The organism is Actinocorallia sp. B10E7, assembly GCF_039871655.1.
Lineage (GTDB): Bacteria > Actinomycetota > Actinomycetes > Streptosporangiales > Streptosporangiaceae > Actinocorallia.
Map to the genome: position 1 here is coordinate 574,831 of NZ_JBDPLZ010000004.1, position 19,195 is coordinate 594,025.

A 19,195-nucleotide genomic window follows, 5' to 3' on the forward strand; every position below is an offset into this window, starting at 1 on the left:
GGCGTGGGACCGAAGTCGGATGTTCCACTGGGGAGGGAGTGATCGTCGCGAGAGAGGCCCTCATGACTTCGTCCCGGACCGCCGAGTCCCCGAACCCGTCCTCCGGACCCGTCCCGCATGACCGCTACGACCTGTCGGCCTACAACCCGTTCGGACCGCATCTCGGGGTGATGTACGAGATGCTGCGCCAGGCGCGGGAGACCACGCCCGTGTTCTTCTCCGAGCCCCTGCAGGCTTGGTGCCTGACCAGATACGACGACGTCCGGGCGGTCGCCGCGGACCCGGAGACCTTCTCCTCCAAGGGAGTGTTCCCGCGTCCGGTGGGCCTGCAGGAGGACGCGCAGCGGGCGATGGACCACCTCTTCGACGATCCGATCCTCACGATCCAGGACCCGCCGGACCACGGGCCGCAGCGGCGCATCACCTACGAGGGCTTCGGGCCCCGGTCGATCGCCGCCTTCGCCCCGGCCGTCCGGGAGATCATCGAGGGCTTCGCCGACCGGCTCCCCCGCGACGAGCCGTTCAACCTCGCGGAGGAGTTCTCCGACCGGATCACCCTCGCCGCCGCGATGAAAGTCGTCGGTTTCGCCGACGAGGACTACGACCGGTTCTCCCGGTGGGTGCACGACGGGATCCTGCTGGCCTTCAGCGGCCCGCTCCTGTCCGTCGCCGACCAGGAGAGGTACGGCAAGTACGTCAACGACGGCTACGCCTATGTGTCCGACCTCGTCGACGAACGCCGGGCGGACCCGAAGGACGACCTGATCAGCATGATCGTCCATGGCGAGTTCCAGGGCCGCAGACTCACCCACAAGGAGGTCGTCAACATCGCCACCGGCCTGATCAGCGCGGGCTGGCACACGACCGGCGGCGCCCTCACCAACATCATGGCGGTGCTGCTGGAGCGGCCCGAACGGTGGGACGCGCTGGTGAACGGCGGCGTCAGCGCCGAGGACGTCGTCACCGAGGGACTGCGCCACGACAACTCGACCGTCGGCTTCTTCCGGACGGTGACCCGCGACACCCGGGTGGGCGACGTCGACCTGCGCGCCGGAGACCGCATCTTCCTCTCCTACGCGGCGGCCAACCACGACCCGGCGAAGTTCGCCGAGCCGGAGGAGTTCCGCCCTGGCCGCCCCAACGCCTCCGCCTTCCTCAGCTTCGGCCACGGCATCCACTACTGCATCGGCGCGCCCCTGGCCAAACTGGAACTCCAGTACGCCCTGGAGGCGCTCGCCGCCCGCTACCCGGGCCTGCGGGCCCAGGGCGAACCGGTCCGCTACAAGGAGCTCAGCCAGTTCAAAACCCCAGAGTCCCTCTGGGTCGTCCCCTGAACGTCCGCCTGCCACCGCACTGCCCCTGGCGCTCGTGGCTTTCGTCGTGGCGTTCTCGCAGGAGGGGCTCGCGGTGGGAGCCCTGCTGCTCGGGAGCCTCCTGACCCGTCTCCTGCGGGTCGAAAGGCGGATCAGGCGTCGGCGGCGCAGCGGAAGCCGGTGTTGCCGGTGCTGGAGTCGGGGGTGTTGGCGGTGCGGGCGGCCACCCGGTAGCGGTTGCAGTAGGAGTCGTCGCACAGGTAGGAGCCGCCTCGCATGGAGCGGCGGTCCTGGGCGTCGTCGAACCAGTCGGCGCACCACTCCCAGACGTTGCCGACGGTGTTGTACAGGCCGTAGGCGTTGGGACGGTAGGAGTCGGCGGCCATGGGGCCGGGGGTGCCGGTGTGGTGGTCGGGGAAGACGCCCTGGCCCTGCCAGACGTTGCAGCGGCGCTGGCCTCGGGGGGCGAATTCGTCGCCCCAGGGGTAGCGCGCCTGGTCGAGGCCGCCTCGGGCGGCGTACTCCCATTCGGCTTCGGTGGGGAGGCGCTTGCCGGCCCAGGCGGCGTAGGCCTGGGCGTCGTTCCAGGAGACGTGGATGACGGGGTGCTTCTGGCGGCGCTGGACGTCCGAGCCGGGGCCCTCGGGGGCCTTCCAGTAGGCGCCGTCGACCGCCCGCCACCAGGGGGTGACCTCGGGGGAGAGGGTGCTCGCGGCGACGTCCGGGGGCAGGAGCAGGTGGAAGACGAAGGACCAGCCGAAGCGCTCGGCCTCGGTGACGTAGCCCGTCTCCTTGACGAAGCGGGCGAACTGGGCGTTGGTCACCGCGGTGGGGTCGATCAGGAAGGGCGCGACCTCGACCTCGCGGACGGGGCCCTCGCCGTCCAGTGGGTTGGCTCGCTCGTCCTCGTTGCCCATCCGGAAGACGCCGCCCTCGAGCTTGATCATCCCTTTCAGGGGATCGCCCTTGCGCGCAGGAGGGGTGGCGAGCGCGACCGGCTGGGGCGCCGAGGCGGGACGGGAGGCGGCGCAGCAGGGGGGAACGGAGGACTCGGCGGTCATGATCTCAGGTTATCCGCCGTTCGGAAGGGGTCGCCCGGGGTTAGCTTTACGGGGTGGAGTTCGTCTTGCCCGCCGTGCTGGCGGTGCTTCTGGTGGTGGGGGCCGTGCTCCTGCTGGTGCGGCTGAGGCGGCGTGATCTCGGCGGTCCGGTGGAGCGGGCCGCGTTCGAGACCCTGCACAAGGCGTCGCTGGCCGCGCCCGCGCTGCGCGGTGGGCTCACCCGCCAGGGGGCGGAGAAGGCCGGGCGACACCTGCGGGAGCTGCTGGGCGCGGACGGGCTGGCGATCACCAGCAGGGACGAGGTGCTCACCGGGCCCAAGGACGCGTTGGAGCTCGCGGACGAGACCCTGGCCTCGGGCCGCCCCCGGATGGTGGAGCTGCCGGACGGGAGGGCGGCCGTGGTGGTGGCGCTGACCACCGACGGCGGGGTGGTGGGGACGCTGATCGCCTACGGGGAGCACGCCTCGGCCGGGCTGGTGCGGGCCACCGAGGAGGTGGCACGGTGGGTGGACACCCAGCTGGAGCTGGCCGAGCTGGACCGCTCCCGGACCCTGCTGGTGGAGGCCGAGGTCAGGGCGCTGCGGGCGCAGATCTCGCCGCACTTCGTCTACAACTCCCTCACCACGATCGCCTCGTTCGTCCGGACGGACCCGGAGCAGGCGCGGGAGCTGCTGCTGGAGTTCGCCGACTTCACCCGCTACTCCTTCCGGAGGCACGGGGACTTCACCACGCTGGCCGAGGAGCTGCGCAACGTCGATCGTTTCCTCCTGCTGGCCCGTGCCCGGTTCGGGGAGGACCGGCTGCGGGTGACACTGCGGATCGCGCCGGAGGTGCTGCCGGTGGCCGTCCCGTTCCTGTGTCTGCAGCCGCTGGTGGAGAACGCCGTCCGGCACGGGCTGGAGGGGCGGCCGGGGCCGGGGCGGATCATCCTGCTGGCCGAGGACGCCGGAGCCGAGTGCCGGATCAGCGTCGAGGACGACGGCGTCGGCATGGATCCAGAGGAGATGCGCCGGGTCCTGGCGGGGGAGCGGACGGGCGAGAGCGGGATCGGCCTGGCCAACGTGGATTCCCGGCTGCGCCAGGTCTACGGCGACGACTACGGGCTGGTGGTCGAGACGGCGGAGGGCGCCGGGATGAAGATCAGCCTTCGGGTGCCGAAGTACCATCCGGGTGTTTCGGCTGTTTGACATCTGATGTGAGGGTCATCACTCTTTGGGAATGCGTGTGCTGGCAGTCGACGACGAGATCCCCGCCCTGGACGATCTGATGTACCTGCTGCGTTCCCATCCGAGGATCCACGAGGTCAGCGGGGCGCGAGACGGTGCGGCGGCACTGCGCGCCCTGGACCGGGCCCTGGCCGCGGACCGCCCCTTCGACGCGGTCTTCCTGGACGTGCGGATGCCCGGCCTGGACGGCATCGTGCTGGGGCGGCTCCTCGCCCAGTTCGCCACCCCGCCCCGCCTGGTCTACGTGACCGCGCACGAGGAGCACGCCGTCCAGGCCTTCGAGATCCAGGCCGCCGACTACCTGCTCAAACCCGTCCGCCCCGAACGGCTGGCCGAGACCGTCCGCCGCATCTCCGACGACACGGCCCCCGCCCGGCCCGACCCCGAGCCGCTGCCCGTAGAGCTCTCCGGGGTCACCCGTTTCGTCCAGCCGGGAGAGGTCCACTACATCGAGGCCCAGGGCGACTACGCCCGCCTCCACACCGGCTCCGGCAGCCACCTCGTCCGCATCCCCCTCACCGCGCTGGAGGAACGCTGGCGGGACGCGGGCCTGCTGCGCGTCCACCGCAGCCACCTGGTCGCCGTCCAGCACATCACCGAACTGCGCCTCGACAGCGGACGCTGCACCGTCGTGGTCGCGGGGACCGAGATCCCGGTGAGCCGCCGCCACACCCGCGAGCTGCGGGACCGGCTCCTGCGGCGGGACCGCCCGTGATCCCGGCGCGCCCGGGCCGGCCGGAACCCGCGCGGAAACGGCCGGTCGCGGTGTGTCACCGGCCGCTCACCTGCATGCTGGAGGGATGGAGGAGAGGATGAGCGAGCGGCGGGTGACGGTGACGAGCCCGCGGACGGGGGCGGCACGGCGCAGGCCCAGCCCGGGGACGCGGGAGATCGACGAGCAGACGCGGCTGGGCGAGGTGTACATGAGCGCGCTGGTGCGCTCGCAGCTGCGGCTGTCGCTGTTCGTGTGCACGCTGCTGGCCCTGCTGGTCGGGGGGCTGCCGCTGCTGTTGCTGCTGGTCCCCCCGGTGCGGGAGGCTCGGTTCCTGGGCCTGCCGCTGCCGTGGCTGCTACTGGCGGGCGCGGTGTATCCGGTGTTCGCCGGGATCGGCTGGTGGTACGTGCGGCAGGCCGAGCGGAACGAGCGGGACTTCGCGGAACTGGTGGAGCGGAAGTGATCACGGAACCGGCGGGGCGCCGGTGAACCTGGCGGCCGTGGCGCTGGTGTCGTTGGCGACGCTGCTCGTGGGGTTCTACGGGCTGCGGCTCTCGCGGACGACGTCGGACTTCTACGTGGCCTCCCGGACGGTCTCGCCGCTGGTCAACGCCTCGGCGATCGGGGGCGAGTACCTGTCGGCGGCCTCGTTCCTGGGGATCGCGGGGCTGGTGCTGGCGGGCGGGGCCGACCTTTTGTGGCTGCCGGTCGGCTGGACCGGCGGCTATCTGGTGCTGCTCGTCCTGGTCTCGGCGCCCCTGCGCAGGTCCGGCGCCTACACGCTGCCGGACTTCGCCGAGGCGAGACTGGAGTCGATGGCCGTCCGCCGGACGGCGAGCCTGCTGGTGGTGCTCATCGGCTGGCTCTACCTGCTGTCGCAGCTGCAGGCCGCGGGCCGGGTGCTGACCGGGATGATCGGCGCGCCGGGCTGGCTGGGCGGGCCGCTGGTCGCCGCGGTCGTGATCATCGGGGTGCTCGGCGGCGGCATGCGCAGCATCACCCTCGTCCAGGCGTTCCAGTACTGGCTGAAGCTGACCGCGCTGTCCGTCCCGCTGGTGTTCCTGCTGGCGGCCTGGCGGCGCGACGGAGCCCCCGGCATCGACGATCAGACCTGGCTGCTTCCGCTGACGGGGGACCGGCAGCTCTACTCGACCTACTCGCTGATCCTCGTGACGTTCCTGGGGACCATGGGGCTGCCGCACGTCCTGGTGCGGTTCTACACCAATCCCGACGGGCGGACCGCCCGCCGGACCACGGCCGTCGTGCTGGTGCTGCTCGGGGTGTTCTACCTGCTCCCGGCCGTCTACGGAGCGCTCGGCAAGCTGTACGCCTCCGACCTGGTGGGCAGCTCGACCGGCGCCGACGGGGTGGTGCTGGAACTGCCGCGCAGGCTCGTGGGGGGCGTGCTCGGCGAGGTGCTGACCGCCCTCCTGACGGCCGGGGCGTTCGCGGCGTTCCTGTCGACCTCCTCGGGGCTGACGGTGTCGGTGGCCGGGGTGATCGGCCAGGATCTGCTGCGCGGCGGGGTGCGCTCGTTCCGCGCGGCGACCGTCCCCGCGCTGGGCGTGCCGCTGCTGCTCGCCCTGCTGATGCCCACGCCGCTGCCGGTGGCGACCATGGTGGGGATGGCGTTCGCGTTGTCGGCCTCGACGTTCTGCCCGCTGCTGGTGCTGGGGATCTGGTGGCGGGGGCTGACCGCGGCCGGGGCGCTGGTCGGCCTGCTGACCGGCGGGGCGCTGACCGGCGCGGCGGTGGTGTGGACGGTCGCCGCAGGGCCGGGGGACGGCTGGGCCGCCGTGCTGCTGGCGCAGCCGGGGGCCTGGACGGTGCCGCTGACCTTCCTCGTCATGGTCGCGGTCTCCCGGCGCACCGAGCGTCCGGCGGGGGTGGCGCGGACGATGGTGCGGCTGCACACGCCGGAGCGGCTGCGGCTGGACCGGGGTGACTGGCGGCCCCGGCGGATCTGAGGCGGGTCCTCGACGAGCTGGGCATCCCGGTGGCAACCGTTCGGCGCGTCCGATTGACCGTTCATCGCACGCCGAACGGGATGAACGCAGTTCGGCGGCGGCTCGGCGATACATGTCTCCTCTGGTCATGGGCGGGGCTTTACGTTGTGGGCGCACCCCATCCACCGTGACCCCCGTCACTCCAAGGAGGCCCCTCGTGAGCACCTCCCAAGAAGAGCAGGAAGGGATCGCCGTCTATGAGGAGATCCGGGCCAGACCCGAGTTCTCCGAACTGCGGCGCCGCTTCCGAGCCTTCGTCTTCCCCGTCACCGCCGCGTTCCTCGTCTGGTACCTGCTCTACGTCGTGCTTTCTGGATGGGCGCGCGACTTCATGGGACAGCAGGTCATCGGCTCGATCAACGTCGCACTGATCTTCGGCCTGCTGCAGTTCGTCTCGACCTTCGCGATCGCCTACTGGTACTCGCGGTACGCCGGGGCCAAGCTCGACCCGCTGGCCCAGAACCTGCGTGAGGAGGCCCGCCGATGAGCCACGAGAGCCTGGCGATCGCCCTGTTCCTGCTCTTCGTCGGACTGACCCTGTTCCTGACGGTCAGAGCGTCCCGGCAGACCAAGGACGCCACCGACTTCTACGCGGGAGGCCGCTCCTTCTCCGCGGTCCAGAACGGCCTGGCGATCGGCGGCGACTACATGTCCGCGGCGTCGTTCCTGGGCATCGCCGGGATCATCGCGCTCAGCGGCTACGACGGCTTCCTGTACTCGATCGGCTTCCTGGTCGCCTGGCTGGTGGCGCTGCTGCTGGTCGCCGAGCTGATGCGCAACTCCGGCAAGTTCACCATGGCCGACGTGCTGGCCTTCCGGATGAGCCCCCGGCCCGTCCGCACCGCGGCCGGCATCTCCACCATCACGGTGTCGATCTTCTACCTGCTGGCCCAGATGGTCGGCGCGGGCGCGCTGGTCGCGCTGCTGTTCGGCCTGACCAGCGAGGCGGCCAAGGCGTTCACCATCGTCGGCGTCGGCATCCTCATGATCGTCTATGTGGTCGTGGGCGGCATGAAGGGCACCACCTGGGTGCAGATCGTCAAGGCGGTGCTGCTCATGGGCGGCGCCACGCTGATCACGCTGCTGGTGCTCGGCAAGTACGGCTTCAACCTCTCCTCCCTGCTGAGCGAGGCCGCGAACCAGAGCGGCAAGGGCGACGCCTTCCTGGAGCCCGGCCTGAAGTACGGCACCGAGGCCCAGGGCCTGGCCGGCAAGCTCGACCTGATCAGCCTCGGCCTCGCGCTCGTCCTGGGCACCGCGGGCCTGCCGCACATCCTCATCCGCTTCTACACCGTGCCGACCGCGCGGGACGCCCGCAAGTCGGTGCTGTGGGGCATCGGGATCATCGGGGTGTTCTACCTGATCACCCTGGTGCTGGGCTTCGGCGCGGCGGCCCTGGTCGGCTCCGGGACGATCCGGGAGTCCAACGCGGCGGGCAACACCGCGGCGCCCCTGCTGGCCGAGAAGGTGGGCTCGCTCATCTTCGGCGACGTCGGCGGCACGGTCCTGCTGGCGTTCATCGCGGCCGTCGCCTTCGCCACGATCCTGGCCGTCGTCGCCGGGCTCACCCTGGCGTCCTCCTCGTCCGTCGCGCACGACCTGTACGCCCACGTCATCCGCAAGGGCGATGTCACCGAGCAGGAGGAGGTGCGCGTCGCCAAGATCTCGGCGTTCGTCATCGGCGCCGTCGCGATCGTCCTGGGCATCTTCGCCCAGAAGCTCAACGTGGCCTTCCTGGTCGCCCTGGCCTTCGCCGTCGCGGCGTCCGGCAACCTCCCCGCGATCCTCTACAGCCTGTTCTGGAAGAGGTTCAACACCGCGGGCGCCGTCGCCTCGATCTACGGCGGCCTCGGCTCGGCGGTCCTGCTGGTGATCTTCTCTCCGGTGGTCTCCGGCAAGGGAGTCGGCCCCGACGGCAAGAGCCTGTCCCTGTTCCCCGCGAGCGTCGACTTCCAGTGGTTCCCGCTGGAGAACCCCGGCCTCGTCTCCATCCCCCTCGGCTTCCTCTTCGGCTACCTCGGCACGGTCCTCAGCAAGGAGTACCGCGCCGACAAGTACACCGAGATGGAGGTCCGCTCCCTGACCGGCGTCGGCGCGGAGGAGGCCACCTCCCACTGACCCGCGTCGCCCGCTGACCCCTCCGGCCCTCGCCGGGGAATCGGGGGAAGCGCGGTCCCGGCCTCCATCCTCTCGCGCCCTGGCCGGGGCCGCGCTCTCCGCTGTCACGGGCCTCTTCGGCCGAAAGGCCGGGAATGCTGATACCTGGCTATGGAATCGGCAACGGAAAGGATGCCTTGGCGTAACGCGGGCATCGAAGGCAGTGCACCTTCGGTGACTACGCTGGATTCATGGGGGAAATGTGGAGTGCGGATCTCCCCGGGGACGTCGAACTCGCTTATACGGGGAACTGGGTGCCGTCGTTGCGGAGCCAGTCCTTCTTCAGGGAGCTGGACCTCACCGGGGTGAGTGATGAGATCTTGCGTGAGGTGGGAGAGCTGTCCTGGCTCACGGTGTTGAAGGTGCAAGGAGAGTTCAGCGACGCGGGGGCGGAGGCGCTTCGAGGGTTGCGGGGGCTGACCGATCTGGCACTGGACTCGCCCTGCCTGCGAGGCGAGTTCGCGCTGCCGGAGTCGGATCTGCGGGTGGTCTCGCTGATGGGCGAGGGGCTGACCGACAAATCGTTCCGGACGCTGGGGCTGCATCCGGAACTGAAGGTCGCCAGGTTGTCGGCGGGGGAGGCCACCGGGACGGGTCTGGGCTGGCTGCCGCCGGGGTTGCGGGTGCTCTATCTGCGGTTGCCTCGGCTGGCCCCGGAGACCCTGGACGTGCTGTCCCAACTGCCGTACCTGAGCACGCTGACGTTCGCGGGCACCGTGCCGACGCTCAGACTCGCGTCCCGCCTGGCCCGTTACGCCGGGCAGCTGACGCGAGTGGACTTCCTCGGGGTGGAGCAGCCACCACCGGAGATCCTGAGCACCTTCGCCGAGGCCGGCATCAAGGTCAACGCGGCGGTCCCGATCTGATGTCCCCGCGGTCCACCGCGGGGACATCGTTCTGCCGGGGCCGTGGGCCCGGAGCGTCAGGACAGGCCGGTGACGGAGAGGGTCTGGACGGCTATCTCGCGTTCTTCGTCAGTGGGGACGACGAGGACGGTGACGAGGGAGCCGGGGGCTGAGATGACGCGGGAGGAACGGGAGGGGGACTCGTTGGCCTCCGGGTCCAGGAGGATGCCGAGGTTCTCCAGGCCGGCGAGGATCATGGCCCGGGTGCGGGGATCGTTCTCGCCCACGCCGGCGGTGAAGACGAGGACGTCGAGGCGGCCCAGGACGGCGTAGTAGGCGCCGACGCACTTGCGGACGCGCCGGGTGTAGACCTCCATGGCCAGGGCGGCGGCGGGGTCGCCGGAGTCCACCAGGGGCCAGATCTCGCGGAGGTCGTTGTGGCCGCACAGGGCGCGGAGGCCGCTCTCGTGGTTGAGGGCGTGATCGACCTCCTCGACGGACAGGCCGCGGGTCCGGGCGAGGAAGGCCGGCAGGGCGGGGTCGATGTCGCCGGAGCGGGTGCCCATGACCAGCCCCTCCAGGGGGGTGAGGCCCATGGAGGTGTCGACGCAGCGCCCGCCCTCCACGGCGCTGGCGCTGGCGCCGTTGCCCAGGTGCAGGACGATCGAGTCGACCTCGCAGTAGGGGCGGCCCAGGAACTCGGCGGCCCGGCGGGAGACGTAGGCGTGCGAGGTGCCGTGGAAGCCGTAGCGCCGGACGCCGCCGTCCGTCCAGTCGCGGGGGATCGCGTAGGTGTAGGCCTCGGGCGGCATCGTCTGGTGGAAGGCGGTGTCGAAGACCGCGACGTGCGGCACCGAGGGGAAGACGGAGCGGGCGGCGCGGATGCCGATGAGGTTCACCGGGTTGTGCAGCGGCGCCATCGGGCACAGCCTCTCGATCTCCCGCTCCACCGCGCCGTCGATGATCACGGGGTCGGCGTACCGGGTGCCGCCGTGCACCACCCGGTGGCCGACGGCGGCCACCCGCTCCAGGTCCGGGCCCGCCGCCTCGAGCTCGGCCAGGACCTGCCGCATGCCCTCGGTGTGGTCGGTGACCCGCTCGACGATGCCGCCCGCCGCCGTCTCCAGGGACGGGACCTCCACGAGCCGGTACTTGATGGAGGAGGAGCCGCAGTTGAGCACCAGGACGTACCGCATCATGCTCCCTGCGCCTGGATCGCGGTGATCGCGACGGTGTTGACGATGTCCTGCACGGTGGCCCCTCGGGACAGGTCGTTGACGGGTTTGCGCAGGCCCTGCAGGACAGGCCCCACGGCCACGGCGCCCGCGCTGCGCTGCACCGCCTTGTAGAGGTTGTTGCCGGTGTCGAGGTTGGGCACCACGAACACCGTGGCGCGGCCCGCGACGGCGCTGTCGGGCATCTTGGCCCGCGCGACGGTCTCGTCGGCCGCCGCGTCGTACTGGATGGGCCCCTCGACGGGCAGGTCGGGCCGCAGCTCGCGCACCAGCGCGGTGGCCCGCCGCACCTTCTCCACCTCGGCCCCGCTGCCGGAGGTCCCGGTGGAGTACGACAACATCGCCACCCGCGGCTCGACCCCGAACACCGCGGCGGTCGTCGCCGACTGGACGGCGATGTCGGCGAGCTGCTCGGCCGTCGGGTCGGGGTTGACCGCGCAGTCGCCGTAGACGAGGACCCGGTCCTCCAAGCACATGAAGAACACGCTGGAGACGATGGCGGCGCCCGGCGCGGTGCGGATGATCTCGAACGCGGGCCGGATGGTGTGCGCGGTGGTGTGCGCCGCGCCCGAGACCATCCCGTCGGCCAGGCCCAGCTGCACCATCAGCGTGCCGAAGTACGACACGTCCGTCACGGTGTCGCGCGCGAGCTCCAGCGAGACGCCCTTGTGCGCCCGGATCCGCGCGTACTCCGCCGCGAACCGCTCCCGCAGCTCCCGGTCGTAGGGGCTGATCACCCGCGCGGCCTCCAGGTCGAGGCCGAGCTCGGAGGCCCGTACCCGGATCTCGTCCTGCTCGCCGAGCAGGACGAGGTCGGCGACCCCGCGCCGCAGCAGGATGTCCGAGGCGCGCAGGATGCGTTCCTCCTTGCCTTCGGGCAGGACGATGGTGCGCCTGTCGTTGCGCGCCCGTTCCAGCAGGTCGTACTCGAACATCAGCGGGGTGACGGCGGAGGACCGCGTGACGTGCAGCCGCTCCAGCAGCCGCTCGCCGTCGACGTGCTCGGCGAACAATCGCAGCGCCAGGTCGATCTTGCCGGCGCTGGTGGGGCTGAACCGGCCCTCGGCCCGGCCCAGCCGGGTGGCGCATTCGAAGGTGTCCAGGTCGGTGGCGATCACCGGGAGCTTCGGCGCCATGCCGTCGACGAGCCTGAGCACCGGTTCGGGCAGGTCGAGCCCGCCGGTCATGACGATCCCCGACAGCGCGGGGAACGTGGCGGCCGAGTGCGCGGCCAGCAGCCCCGGCAGCAGCGCGGCGGCCCGGTCGGACGGGATGATCACCGTCTGGCCCTCGGTCAGGCGCTCCAGGATGTGGGGGAGGGACATGGCGCCGACCGCCAGCCCCGACACCTCGCGTCCGAGCTGCCGGGGGTCGCCGCGGAAGATCGTGCCGGAGCAGGCGGCCATGAGGTCCCCGACGGTCGGCGCGTACAGCCGGGGCTCCTCGGGGATCACGAACGTGCGTTCGACGCCCACCGCGGCCCGCACCGCCTCCGCCTCGGCGGGGTCGACCCGGGTGACCACCACCCCCAGCAGCGCGGCGTGCTCGGCGGCCAGCTCCTTGGCGGCGACCGTCACTCCGGCCGCGACCTCCTCGGGCCGCCGTCCGTGCCCGGTGGCCAGCAGCAGCACCGGCGTGCCCAGGTGGGAGGCGATCACCGCGTTGAACTCGAACTCCGTCGGCGCGCCCACGTCGGTGAAGTCGGTGCCGACGACGATCACCGCGTCGCAGACGGCGGCCAGCGCACGGTATCCGGCGACGATGTCGGCGGTCGCCCTGGCGGGGTCGCGGTGCACCTCGTCGTAGGTGACCCCGGTGGAGCCGCGCGCGTTGAACCGGCTCACCACGGTCTCGATGATCGAGTCGACCCGCCCGCCCTCGACCACCGGCCGGTACACACCGAGCCTGCGGACCTTGGCGGAGAGCAGTTCGGCCACCCCAAGGGTGACGGTCGCCTTGCGGGTGGCGGCTCCGGTGGCGGCTATGTAGACGGCGCGGGTCATGGGTCTCCTGTCCGGAGGGATCTTCGAGAACCGATCGTAGTTCCGCCGTGCTACCCGCCCGTACGAGGTGGGGGAAAACCCGGGAGACGGGGATCACGCCGGGCTCAGGCGGACCCCACCAGCCAGGAGGGGTCGGCGCCCAGCCAGGTCCCCGGCAGGGGCCGCACGTTCCAGTACCGCCCGTCGTAGACGCCCAGTTCCCCCGCGCCCGCCGCGTACAGGGCGGCGGGGGTCGCGGTCAGCGCGTTGACGGACAGCGGTGCCCGGTGCCGGGCCCAGCGGCGTCCCGTCCACTCCAGCAGCGTCCGGCCCGCCGCGGCCCAGGGGCGTCCGCGCCAGAGCGCCAGCGTGGTGACGGGCCCGGTCTTCGTCCGGCGCTCGTTCCAGGAGCGCCCGTCGAAGGAGAGCAGTACTCCTTCGCGGTCCCGTTCCCCGCCCGCCCAGAGGTACCGGTCGAGCGCCGCGACGGACAGGAGCCGGACGGCGGGGCCGGGCGGAGTGGCGGGCGCCCATCCTCTGGGTCCGCGGTGCAGGACGACGGTGCCGGGGAAGCCGTGCCCCACCGCCCAGCGGCCGTGCACTCCGGTCAGGACGTAGGGAGAACCCGTGTTCGGGGGCTTCTCCTCGGTCCAGCCCTCGGCGGCCCGGCGCAGCAGCAGCGGGACCTCCCGGCCGCGGAGCCGGTCGAACGCCCCTCCGACGGCGACCCGTCCCGCCACCGCGGTGAGCATCGCGCCGTCGAGCGCGGCGTCCAGGGCGGGCAGGGGATCGTTCTCCCAGAGTGTCCCGTTCCAAACCAGGACGAGCGGGCCGGTCCCGGTGGCTCCGACAGCGTAGGGGGCGCAGACGGCCCGCAGCAGGAAGTCCCCGCCCGGGTCCGGCAGTGAGGTGCGCTGGAAGTCCCGGACGTCGCGCCGTGCCGCCGCGCCCTTGACGGTCCTGGTCTCCGCCGCGCGGACCGGTCCCCCGACGTTCATGCCGCGAAACTATAGAGAGACGAAACGGTCATGTCGCCCCACAGTCTTGAAACGATGACCTTTCCTCCCCTGTCTACCCGCTCAACTCCGGACCACTCCGGGGCTGTCGTTTTCGGCATAGGCCAGGAGACCGGCCGTGGCTCCCCGGCGGGAACACAAGATAGAACACACCCCGGCAGAGGCCGAGTAACCGTGCCGGAGCCGACTCGGTCATGACCTCGGCATTGGACTCGGCCGCCGACAGGGAGGCGACGGCCGTGCCGGGCGGTGCGCAGAACCACAGGTCGAAGGCCGGTTGCCGGTCCGCCGGCGGCGCCGCGTCCACGATCGCGGCGCCCAGGGCGGGCCGGCCATGTTCTGGAGGACCGGTAGGAACGTCACTATGGAGGGAGGGCGGGCTCAGATGGCGAACGAGGACCAGACGGCCTTCCCGCCGGTCGACAGCGGGGCCCAGCCCCAGGCCTCGGAGATCGCCGCGACCACCTGCAGGCCCCGGCCGCTCTCGGCGAACTCGTCGGGCTCACCGAGGACCGGGGGCTCCCCGCTGGGGTCGGTGACGATCACCAGGACGCGGCGCTCCTGGCGCATGAGGATGAGCTGGATCGGGGCGCGGGCGATCCGGTGCCGGCCAGGCAGGCCGTAGCGCAGGGCGTTGGTGACCAGTTCGGAGATCACGACCCCCGTCTCGCACAGGATCTCCTCCAGCTCCCACTCGGCCAGAGTCCTGCGGGCGAAGTCCCGGGCGATCCTGGGTGAGTCCAGGTTGCTGTTCAACGGGTGCCGGGCGAGTCGGCTGGTGCCGGAGGCAGGGGGAGTAGGCCAGTGGCTCGCGTCCAGGGTCGGCAGCATCTCAGGCCATCGGCCTTCTTCGACGCAGGAGAGCCGCCGACTGTGGATCATGCGAGGAGCCCGCTTAACGGTCATGAGATGTCCTGACGCGGTCCGGTGATGCGCTGCGTGGGTGTCCGCTATCTTTCCCTTCCGAGCCGTGCAGGTGCAAGGGCTTCTGCACGTGCATCGGTCCTTGCAGCGGAAAAAATCATGCTTGGAACGGAGCAATCCATGGGGGATCACGCACAGGGAGCGTTCGCGCACGCAGCAGAGCCGCTCTGGTTCAAGAGCCGTCGCAGCAACCCCAGCGGTAACTGCGTCGAGCTCAGTGCGCTGCCGAGCGGGGAGATCGCGATGCGCAACTCCCGGCACCCCGACGGTCCGGTGCTCATCTACACCCGCGCGGAGATCGAGGCCTTCCTCGGCGGCGCCAAGGACGGTGAATTCGATCATCTTGTCGCCTGATCGCCGGCGGCCGTGACCGCCCGGCCCGCGCCCTGACCCGGGGGCTGACCCCCCGTCACCTGGTGTTACGGGCGGTGCCCGCCGGATGACGCATGGCCAAGGGGGGCATCCCGTGGGATACTGATCCGCCCGTTGATGGAATTCTCATAAGGCCCGGCCGAAGAGGCGGGCCTACAGGGAGCCCCGAATGGTTCAAGCGGCAGACACGACCGTGTTGAACATCTCCGCTGCGGCCGGCGGCGGTCCCACCGTGCTGCGCATCCTGCTGGGTGCGCAGCTTCGGCGCCTGCGGGAGGCCATGGGAATCACCCGTGAGCAGGCGGGTTACGCGATCCGCGCGTCGGACTCGAAGATCAGCCGCCTGGAGCTCGGCAGGGTCTCCTTCCGCGAGCGCGACGTGGCCGACCTCCTGACCCTCTACGGAGTGCACGACGCCGCGGAACGGGAGAAGGCCCTCGGCCTGGCCCGCCGGGCCAGCGCCAACGGATGGTGGCACAACTACAACGACGTCCTTCCCCGGTGGTTCGAGAACTACATCGGCCTGGAGGAGGCGGCCAGCCGCATCCGCGCCTACGAGGTGCAGTTCGTCCCCGGCCTCCTGCAGACCGAGGGGTACGCCAGGGCGGTCACGCTCCTGGGGCACGGCGGAGCGGCCCCGGAGGAGATCGAACGCCGGGTCGAGATGCGCATGAAGCGCCAGGAGCTGCTGCACTCCGAACACGCCCCCCATCTGTGGGCGGTGGTCGACGAGGCGGTCGTGCGGCGTCCCCTGGGCGGCGCGGAGGTGATGCGCGAGCAGCTGCGGCACCTCATCGAGCTGTGCGAGCTGCCCAACGTCACCCTGCAGATCGTGCCGTTCGCGCGGGGCGGCCACGCGGCGGCCGGAGGCCCTTTCAGCATCCTGCGCTTCGCCGAGCCCGACCTGCCGGACATCGTCTACCTGGAACAGCTCACCAGCGCGCTCTACCTCGACAAGCGCGAGGACATCGAACGCTATCTGACGGTCATGGAGCAGCTCTGCGTGGAGGCCGAGTCGGTCACCGACACCCCGGCCCTCCTGAAGCGCATCCACGACGCCATGTGAGGCGGAATCCCGCCGGAACGTCCGGTTCCCAGGCTCAGGCCCGGGGACCGGACGTTTTTGTTTTCCCGGTTCCGCACCGGTGGTTGAAGGTTGAATTGGCTGTGGCAATTCCTTGCCGACGGCCGTGATTGTGACTCATCTGACAAAGGCGGGCCGTATTGCGCCCCCTGCAGGCCCTGTGTGGCAAGGGCTCCAGCAGGGGGTGTGACCTGGGGCACCTCTATTCCAGGACCCTTGTTAAAGGCATGTGAACATCAGGTGCCGATCCTGTTCTGATTTGACAACCAAAGATCCATTCGTCTTCGATGGTTTTTCCGCGAACTTAACGACAAAGCCCTGAAGGACGGTCCGTGCGAGAAACCGAGCCCTCCGCGACCCTGGTGCTGGACTCCGTCCGGCGCCACCTGTCCCCGGGGCTCGCGCTGGGCTACAACCTCCTGGCCAAGGGCGCCGTCGAGACCGGGGCGTCCGGCGCCACGGTCCGGCTCTCCGACGGGCGCGAGCTGGTCGACTTCGGCTCCTACGCGGTGACGCTCCTGGGCCACAGGCCCCCGGACGTCGTCGCCGCCGTCCACGCGCAACTCGACCTCATGCCCACCGCCACCCGCGCGCTGGCCAACCCGGCGGTGGCCCGCTTCGCCGCCGCCCTGGCCGCGCGGACCGCGCCGCTGAACCGGATCTGGCTCGGCAGCGACGGCGCCGACGCGGTCGAGGCCGCGGTGAAACTGGCCCGCCGCGCGTCCGGCCGCACCCGAGTCCTGGCCGTGGAGGGAGCCTTCCACGGCAAGACGCTCGGCGCGCTGGCGCTGACCTCCGCGCCGGTCTACCGGGCCGGGCTCGAACCGCTGCTCGCCGGGGTCACCCGGGTGGGGCGCGAGGACGCCGAGGCCGTCGCCCGCCACTGCGCCGCCGGTGACGTGGCCGCGCTGATCATGGAGCCGGTGCAGGGCGAGGGCGGGGTCAGGCGGCTGCCGCACGCGGCCCGCTGGGCCGCCGACGCCCGCTCCGCCGGAGCCTTCGTGATCAGCGACGAGATCCAGGCCGGACTGCACCGCTGCGGCCCGTTCTCCGTCGCACTCGCCGAGGGGTGGCGGCCCGACGCCGTGCTGTTCGGCAAGGCGCTCGGCGGGGGAGTGCTGCCGCTGTCGGCGCTGACCGCCACCGACGAGCTGTACGCGCCGCTGCTGAAGGACCCCACCTGGCACACGGCGACCTTCGGCGGCCACCCGCTGTCGTGCGCCGCCGGCACCGCGGCCCTGGCGGCCCTCGACCGGCTCGCCCCGCGGGGGGAGGAGCTGTCCTCCCGGGTCCGGGAGGGCCTGGCCGCGCTCGCGGCCGAACACCCCGACCTCATCACCGAGGTCCGGGGGCACGGCCTGCTGTGGGGAATGGACTTCGCGAGCCCCGCGGTCGCCGGAGGCGTCTTCACCGAACTGGCCGACCACGGGCTGCTCGTCTCGCCCTGCCTCGGCTCCCCGCACACCATCCGGCTGCTGCCTCCGCTGGTCACCACCGGCGCCGAACTGGACCGTGCCCTCGAGGCGCTGGCCAAGGCGTGCACAGCGGCCCGCGACTACCTGGAGCCGCGGTGACCGCCTGGTTCCTGGAACGTTACCCGCCGGCCAACGCCGTCCTCCTGCTGGCCGTCGCGGTGGTGGCGCACGCCTTCGGGCACGGCGGCCTCGCACCCTCGGCCCTGTCCGCCTTCGCCGGGCTGTGGTGCTTCTACCTGCTGGTCCGGATCGTGGACGAGCACAAGGACTACGAGGCCGACCTGGCCGCCCATCCCGAACGCGTCCTGCAGAGTGGACGGGTCACCCTCGGGCGGCTCCGGCTGGTGGCGGTGGGGGCGCTGGCCGTCCAGGCCGCGGTCACGCTCCCGGCCGGGAAGGCGGCGTCCGGCTGGTGGCTGATCCTGCTCGGCTGGCTGTGCTGGGCCGCGCAGGACTTCTTCACCGGCGGGCGGCTCGAGGGACGGCCGCTGCTCTACCCGCTGGCGCACGTCCCGCTGTCCGGCCTGGCCTGCGTCTGGGTCGCGCAGCTGGGCGCGGGCGAAAGCCCCGTCGGGTTCCGGGCGTGGCGGGTGTTCGCGTTCGGGACGCTGCTGGCGCTCGCCGTCGACCTGGCCCGCAAGCTCGGCTCCGGCGGGGACCGTTCCTACACGCGCGTCCTCGGGGCGTTCCGCGCCCGGGCGCTGCTGGCCGTGGTCCTCTCCGCCCTGGCGGGAGCGGGGGCGGCGGTCGTCCAGCCCGGAGTGTGGAAGGCGCTGGCATGAGCACGATCCTGGTGACCGGGGCGACGGGACTGGTCGGCTTCGAGGTGCTCGACGCGCTGCGCGCCGCCGGGCACGAGGCCGTGGGGACCAGCAGGCGCGGAGACCCCGAGGCGAAGATCGTCCCGTGGACGCTGGGCGAGCCGGTGCCCGCCCCGCTGGAGCGCTCCTGGGACGTCATCGTGCACAGCGCCGCCGACGTCCGCTGGACCATGACCGAGCGGGAGGCGCATGCCGCCAACGTCGCGACCGTCGCGGCGCTCGCCCCGCTCGCCGGGCCGCGCACCCACGTCGTCCACATCTCCACCGCCTACGCCACCGGGCTGCGCGCCGACACCTCCTCGGCCGACCCGGCGCACTACCGCAACACCTACGAGTGGTCCAAGGCGCACGCCGAACGGCTGGCGCGGGAGCTGTTCCCCCGGCTGACCATCGTGCGCCCGCCGCTCATCGTCGGCCGCCGCTCCGACGGCAGGGCCGCGCGCTTCGCCGGCATGTACACGATCCTGCGGGGCATCGCGATGAGCTCGGTGCCCGTCATCGCCGCGGAACCGGACGCGCCCGCCGACGTGATCCCCGTGGACGACCTGGCCCGGCTCGTCGCGGACTGCGCGGCCCGTCCCGGGACCGGCGAGGTCCACGTCCTGGCCGGAGGCGGGCACGCCCCGTCCGTCGAGGCGGTCGTGCGGGCGATGCTCCAAGGACTCAACGGCTGGCGCGCCGAGCACGGCGGGGAGCCGCTGGACACCCCCCGCATCATCACCCCCGACAGCTGGAACCGCTTCTTCCTGCCCTTCGCGCGGCAGCACCTGACCGTCCGGCAGAACCGCCTGCTGGACCTGCTGGCCCACTTCGAGCCGTACTTCGCGCTCACCTCCCCGCTCCTGCCCTCCCACGAGGTCGACGACGTCCTGGGCTGCGTCGAGGCGTCCGCCCGCTACTGGGCCGGCCGCAACCCGCGCCTGGCGTCGCTGGCCCCCCGGCCCTGGAAGACGTGATGGAAGA

The 19,195-nt window shown here is 71.6% G+C and carries 18 protein-coding genes; 13 read left to right on the forward strand and 5 right to left on the reverse strand.

Annotated elements, in window-relative coordinates; genetic code table 11:
- Window positions 1-62: 62 nt before the first annotated feature.
- Entirely contained in the window at window positions 63-1,334 is a 1,272-nt protein-coding gene (locus tag ABGB12_RS16465) for a cytochrome P450 (RefSeq protein WP_347678719.1), read from the forward strand.
- A gap of 131 nt (window positions 1,335-1,465) precedes the next feature.
- Here the strand turns inward: ABGB12_RS16465 and ABGB12_RS16470 are convergent, their stop codons facing one another.
- Complete coding sequence (locus ABGB12_RS16470) at window positions 1,466-2,374, reverse strand: formylglycine-generating enzyme family protein (protein ID WP_347678721.1); 909 nt, start codon at window positions 2,372-2,374, stop codon at window positions 1,466-1,468.
- A gap of 53 nt (window positions 2,375-2,427) precedes the next feature.
- On the opposite strand from ABGB12_RS16470, the gene ABGB12_RS16475 reads away from it, so the two are divergent.
- From ABGB12_RS16475 to ABGB12_RS16505, 7 genes are all read left to right on the forward strand, one after another.
- The gene (locus ABGB12_RS16475; protein ID WP_347678723.1) at window positions 2,428-3,561 is read left to right on the forward strand and encodes a histidine kinase; all 1,134 of its coding nucleotides are present in this window, start codon (window positions 2,428-2,430) and stop codon (window positions 3,559-3,561) included.
- 31 nt (window positions 3,562-3,592) lie between these two features.
- Complete coding sequence (locus tag ABGB12_RS16480) at window positions 3,593-4,315, forward strand: LytTR family DNA-binding domain-containing protein (protein WP_347678725.1); 723 nt, start codon at window positions 3,593-3,595, stop codon at window positions 4,313-4,315.
- Window positions 4,316-4,412: 97 nt separating this feature from the next.
- The gene (locus tag ABGB12_RS16485) at window positions 4,413-4,778 is read left to right on the forward strand and encodes a hypothetical protein (RefSeq protein WP_347678727.1); all 366 of its coding nucleotides are present in this window, start codon (window positions 4,413-4,415) and stop codon (window positions 4,776-4,778) included.
- A 22-nt stretch (window positions 4,779-4,800) separates the two neighbouring features.
- Window positions 4,801-6,282 carry a cation acetate symporter gene (locus tag ABGB12_RS16490; protein ID WP_347678729.1) on the forward strand — a complete coding sequence of 494 codons (1,482 nt, stop codon included), beginning with the start codon at window positions 4,801-4,803 and terminating at the stop codon, window positions 6,280-6,282.
- 196 nt (window positions 6,283-6,478) lie between these two features.
- Entirely contained in the window at window positions 6,479-6,808 is a 330-nt protein-coding gene (locus ABGB12_RS16495) for a DUF485 domain-containing protein (RefSeq protein WP_347678731.1), read from the forward strand.
- Window positions 6,805-8,439, forward strand: coding sequence for a cation acetate symporter (locus ABGB12_RS16500; RefSeq protein ID WP_347678732.1), 1,635 nt, complete (start codon window positions 6,805-6,807; stop codon window positions 8,437-8,439). Before ABGB12_RS16495 ends, ABGB12_RS16500 begins: the two co-directional genes overlap by 4 nt.
- A 230-nt stretch (window positions 8,440-8,669) precedes the next feature.
- Window positions 8,670-9,344 (forward strand): hypothetical protein, encoded by a 675-nt coding sequence (locus ABGB12_RS16505; RefSeq protein WP_347678733.1) that lies wholly within the window; start codon window positions 8,670-8,672, stop codon window positions 9,342-9,344.
- 56 nt (window positions 9,345-9,400) lie between these two features.
- Here ABGB12_RS16505 and ABGB12_RS16510 read toward each other — a convergent pair whose 3' ends face one another.
- The 4 genes from ABGB12_RS16510 to ABGB12_RS16525 form a co-directional block, all read right to left on the reverse strand.
- Entirely contained in the window at window positions 9,401-10,519 is a 1,119-nt protein-coding gene (locus ABGB12_RS16510; RefSeq protein ID WP_347678734.1) for an acetate kinase, read from the reverse strand.
- Window positions 10,519-12,561 (reverse strand): phosphate acetyltransferase, encoded by a 2,043-nt coding sequence (gene pta / locus ABGB12_RS16515; protein ID WP_347678736.1) that lies wholly within the window; start codon window positions 12,559-12,561, stop codon window positions 10,519-10,521. The genes ABGB12_RS16510 and pta overlap by 1 nt, the downstream gene beginning before the upstream one ends.
- A 104-nt stretch (window positions 12,562-12,665) precedes the next feature.
- Window positions 12,666-13,538: a hypothetical protein gene (locus ABGB12_RS16520; RefSeq protein ID WP_347678738.1), complete on the reverse strand. Its 873-nt coding sequence runs from the start codon at window positions 13,536-13,538 to the stop codon at window positions 12,666-12,668.
- Between the two features lie 399 nt (window positions 13,539-13,937).
- Window positions 13,938-14,462 carry an ATP-binding protein gene (locus tag ABGB12_RS16525; RefSeq protein WP_347678740.1) on the reverse strand — a complete coding sequence of 175 codons (525 nt, stop codon included), beginning with the start codon at window positions 14,460-14,462 and terminating at the stop codon, window positions 13,938-13,940.
- 138 nt (window positions 14,463-14,600) lie between these two features.
- Here ABGB12_RS16525 and ABGB12_RS16530 point away from each other — a divergent pair, with 138 nt between their 5' ends.
- The 5 genes from ABGB12_RS16530 (at window position 14,601) to ABGB12_RS16550 (ending at window position 19,188) form a co-directional block, all read left to right on the forward strand.
- Window positions 14,601-14,834 carry a DUF397 domain-containing protein gene (locus ABGB12_RS16530; protein ID WP_347678742.1) on the forward strand — a complete coding sequence of 78 codons (234 nt, stop codon included), beginning with the start codon at window positions 14,601-14,603 and terminating at the stop codon, window positions 14,832-14,834.
- A 187-nt stretch (window positions 14,835-15,021) separates the two neighbouring features.
- A complete protein-coding gene (locus tag ABGB12_RS16535; protein ID WP_347678744.1) occupies window positions 15,022-15,918 on the forward strand; it encodes a helix-turn-helix transcriptional regulator in 897 nt (298 codons plus the stop codon).
- Between the two features lie 350 nt (window positions 15,919-16,268).
- On the forward strand, window positions 16,269-17,510 hold the full coding sequence (locus tag ABGB12_RS16540; protein WP_347678746.1) for an aspartate aminotransferase family protein: 1,242 nt from the start codon (window positions 16,269-16,271) through the stop codon (window positions 17,508-17,510).
- The gene (locus tag ABGB12_RS16545; protein WP_347678748.1) at window positions 17,507-18,193 is read left to right on the forward strand and encodes a hypothetical protein; all 687 of its coding nucleotides are present in this window, start codon (window positions 17,507-17,509) and stop codon (window positions 18,191-18,193) included. Before ABGB12_RS16540 ends, ABGB12_RS16545 begins: the two co-directional genes overlap by 4 nt.
- Window positions 18,190-19,188, forward strand: coding sequence for an SDR family oxidoreductase (locus ABGB12_RS16550; protein WP_347678750.1), 999 nt, complete (start codon window positions 18,190-18,192; stop codon window positions 19,186-19,188). Before ABGB12_RS16545 ends, ABGB12_RS16550 begins: the two co-directional genes overlap by 4 nt.
- The last annotated feature ends 7 nt before the right edge of the window (window positions 19,189-19,195 follow it).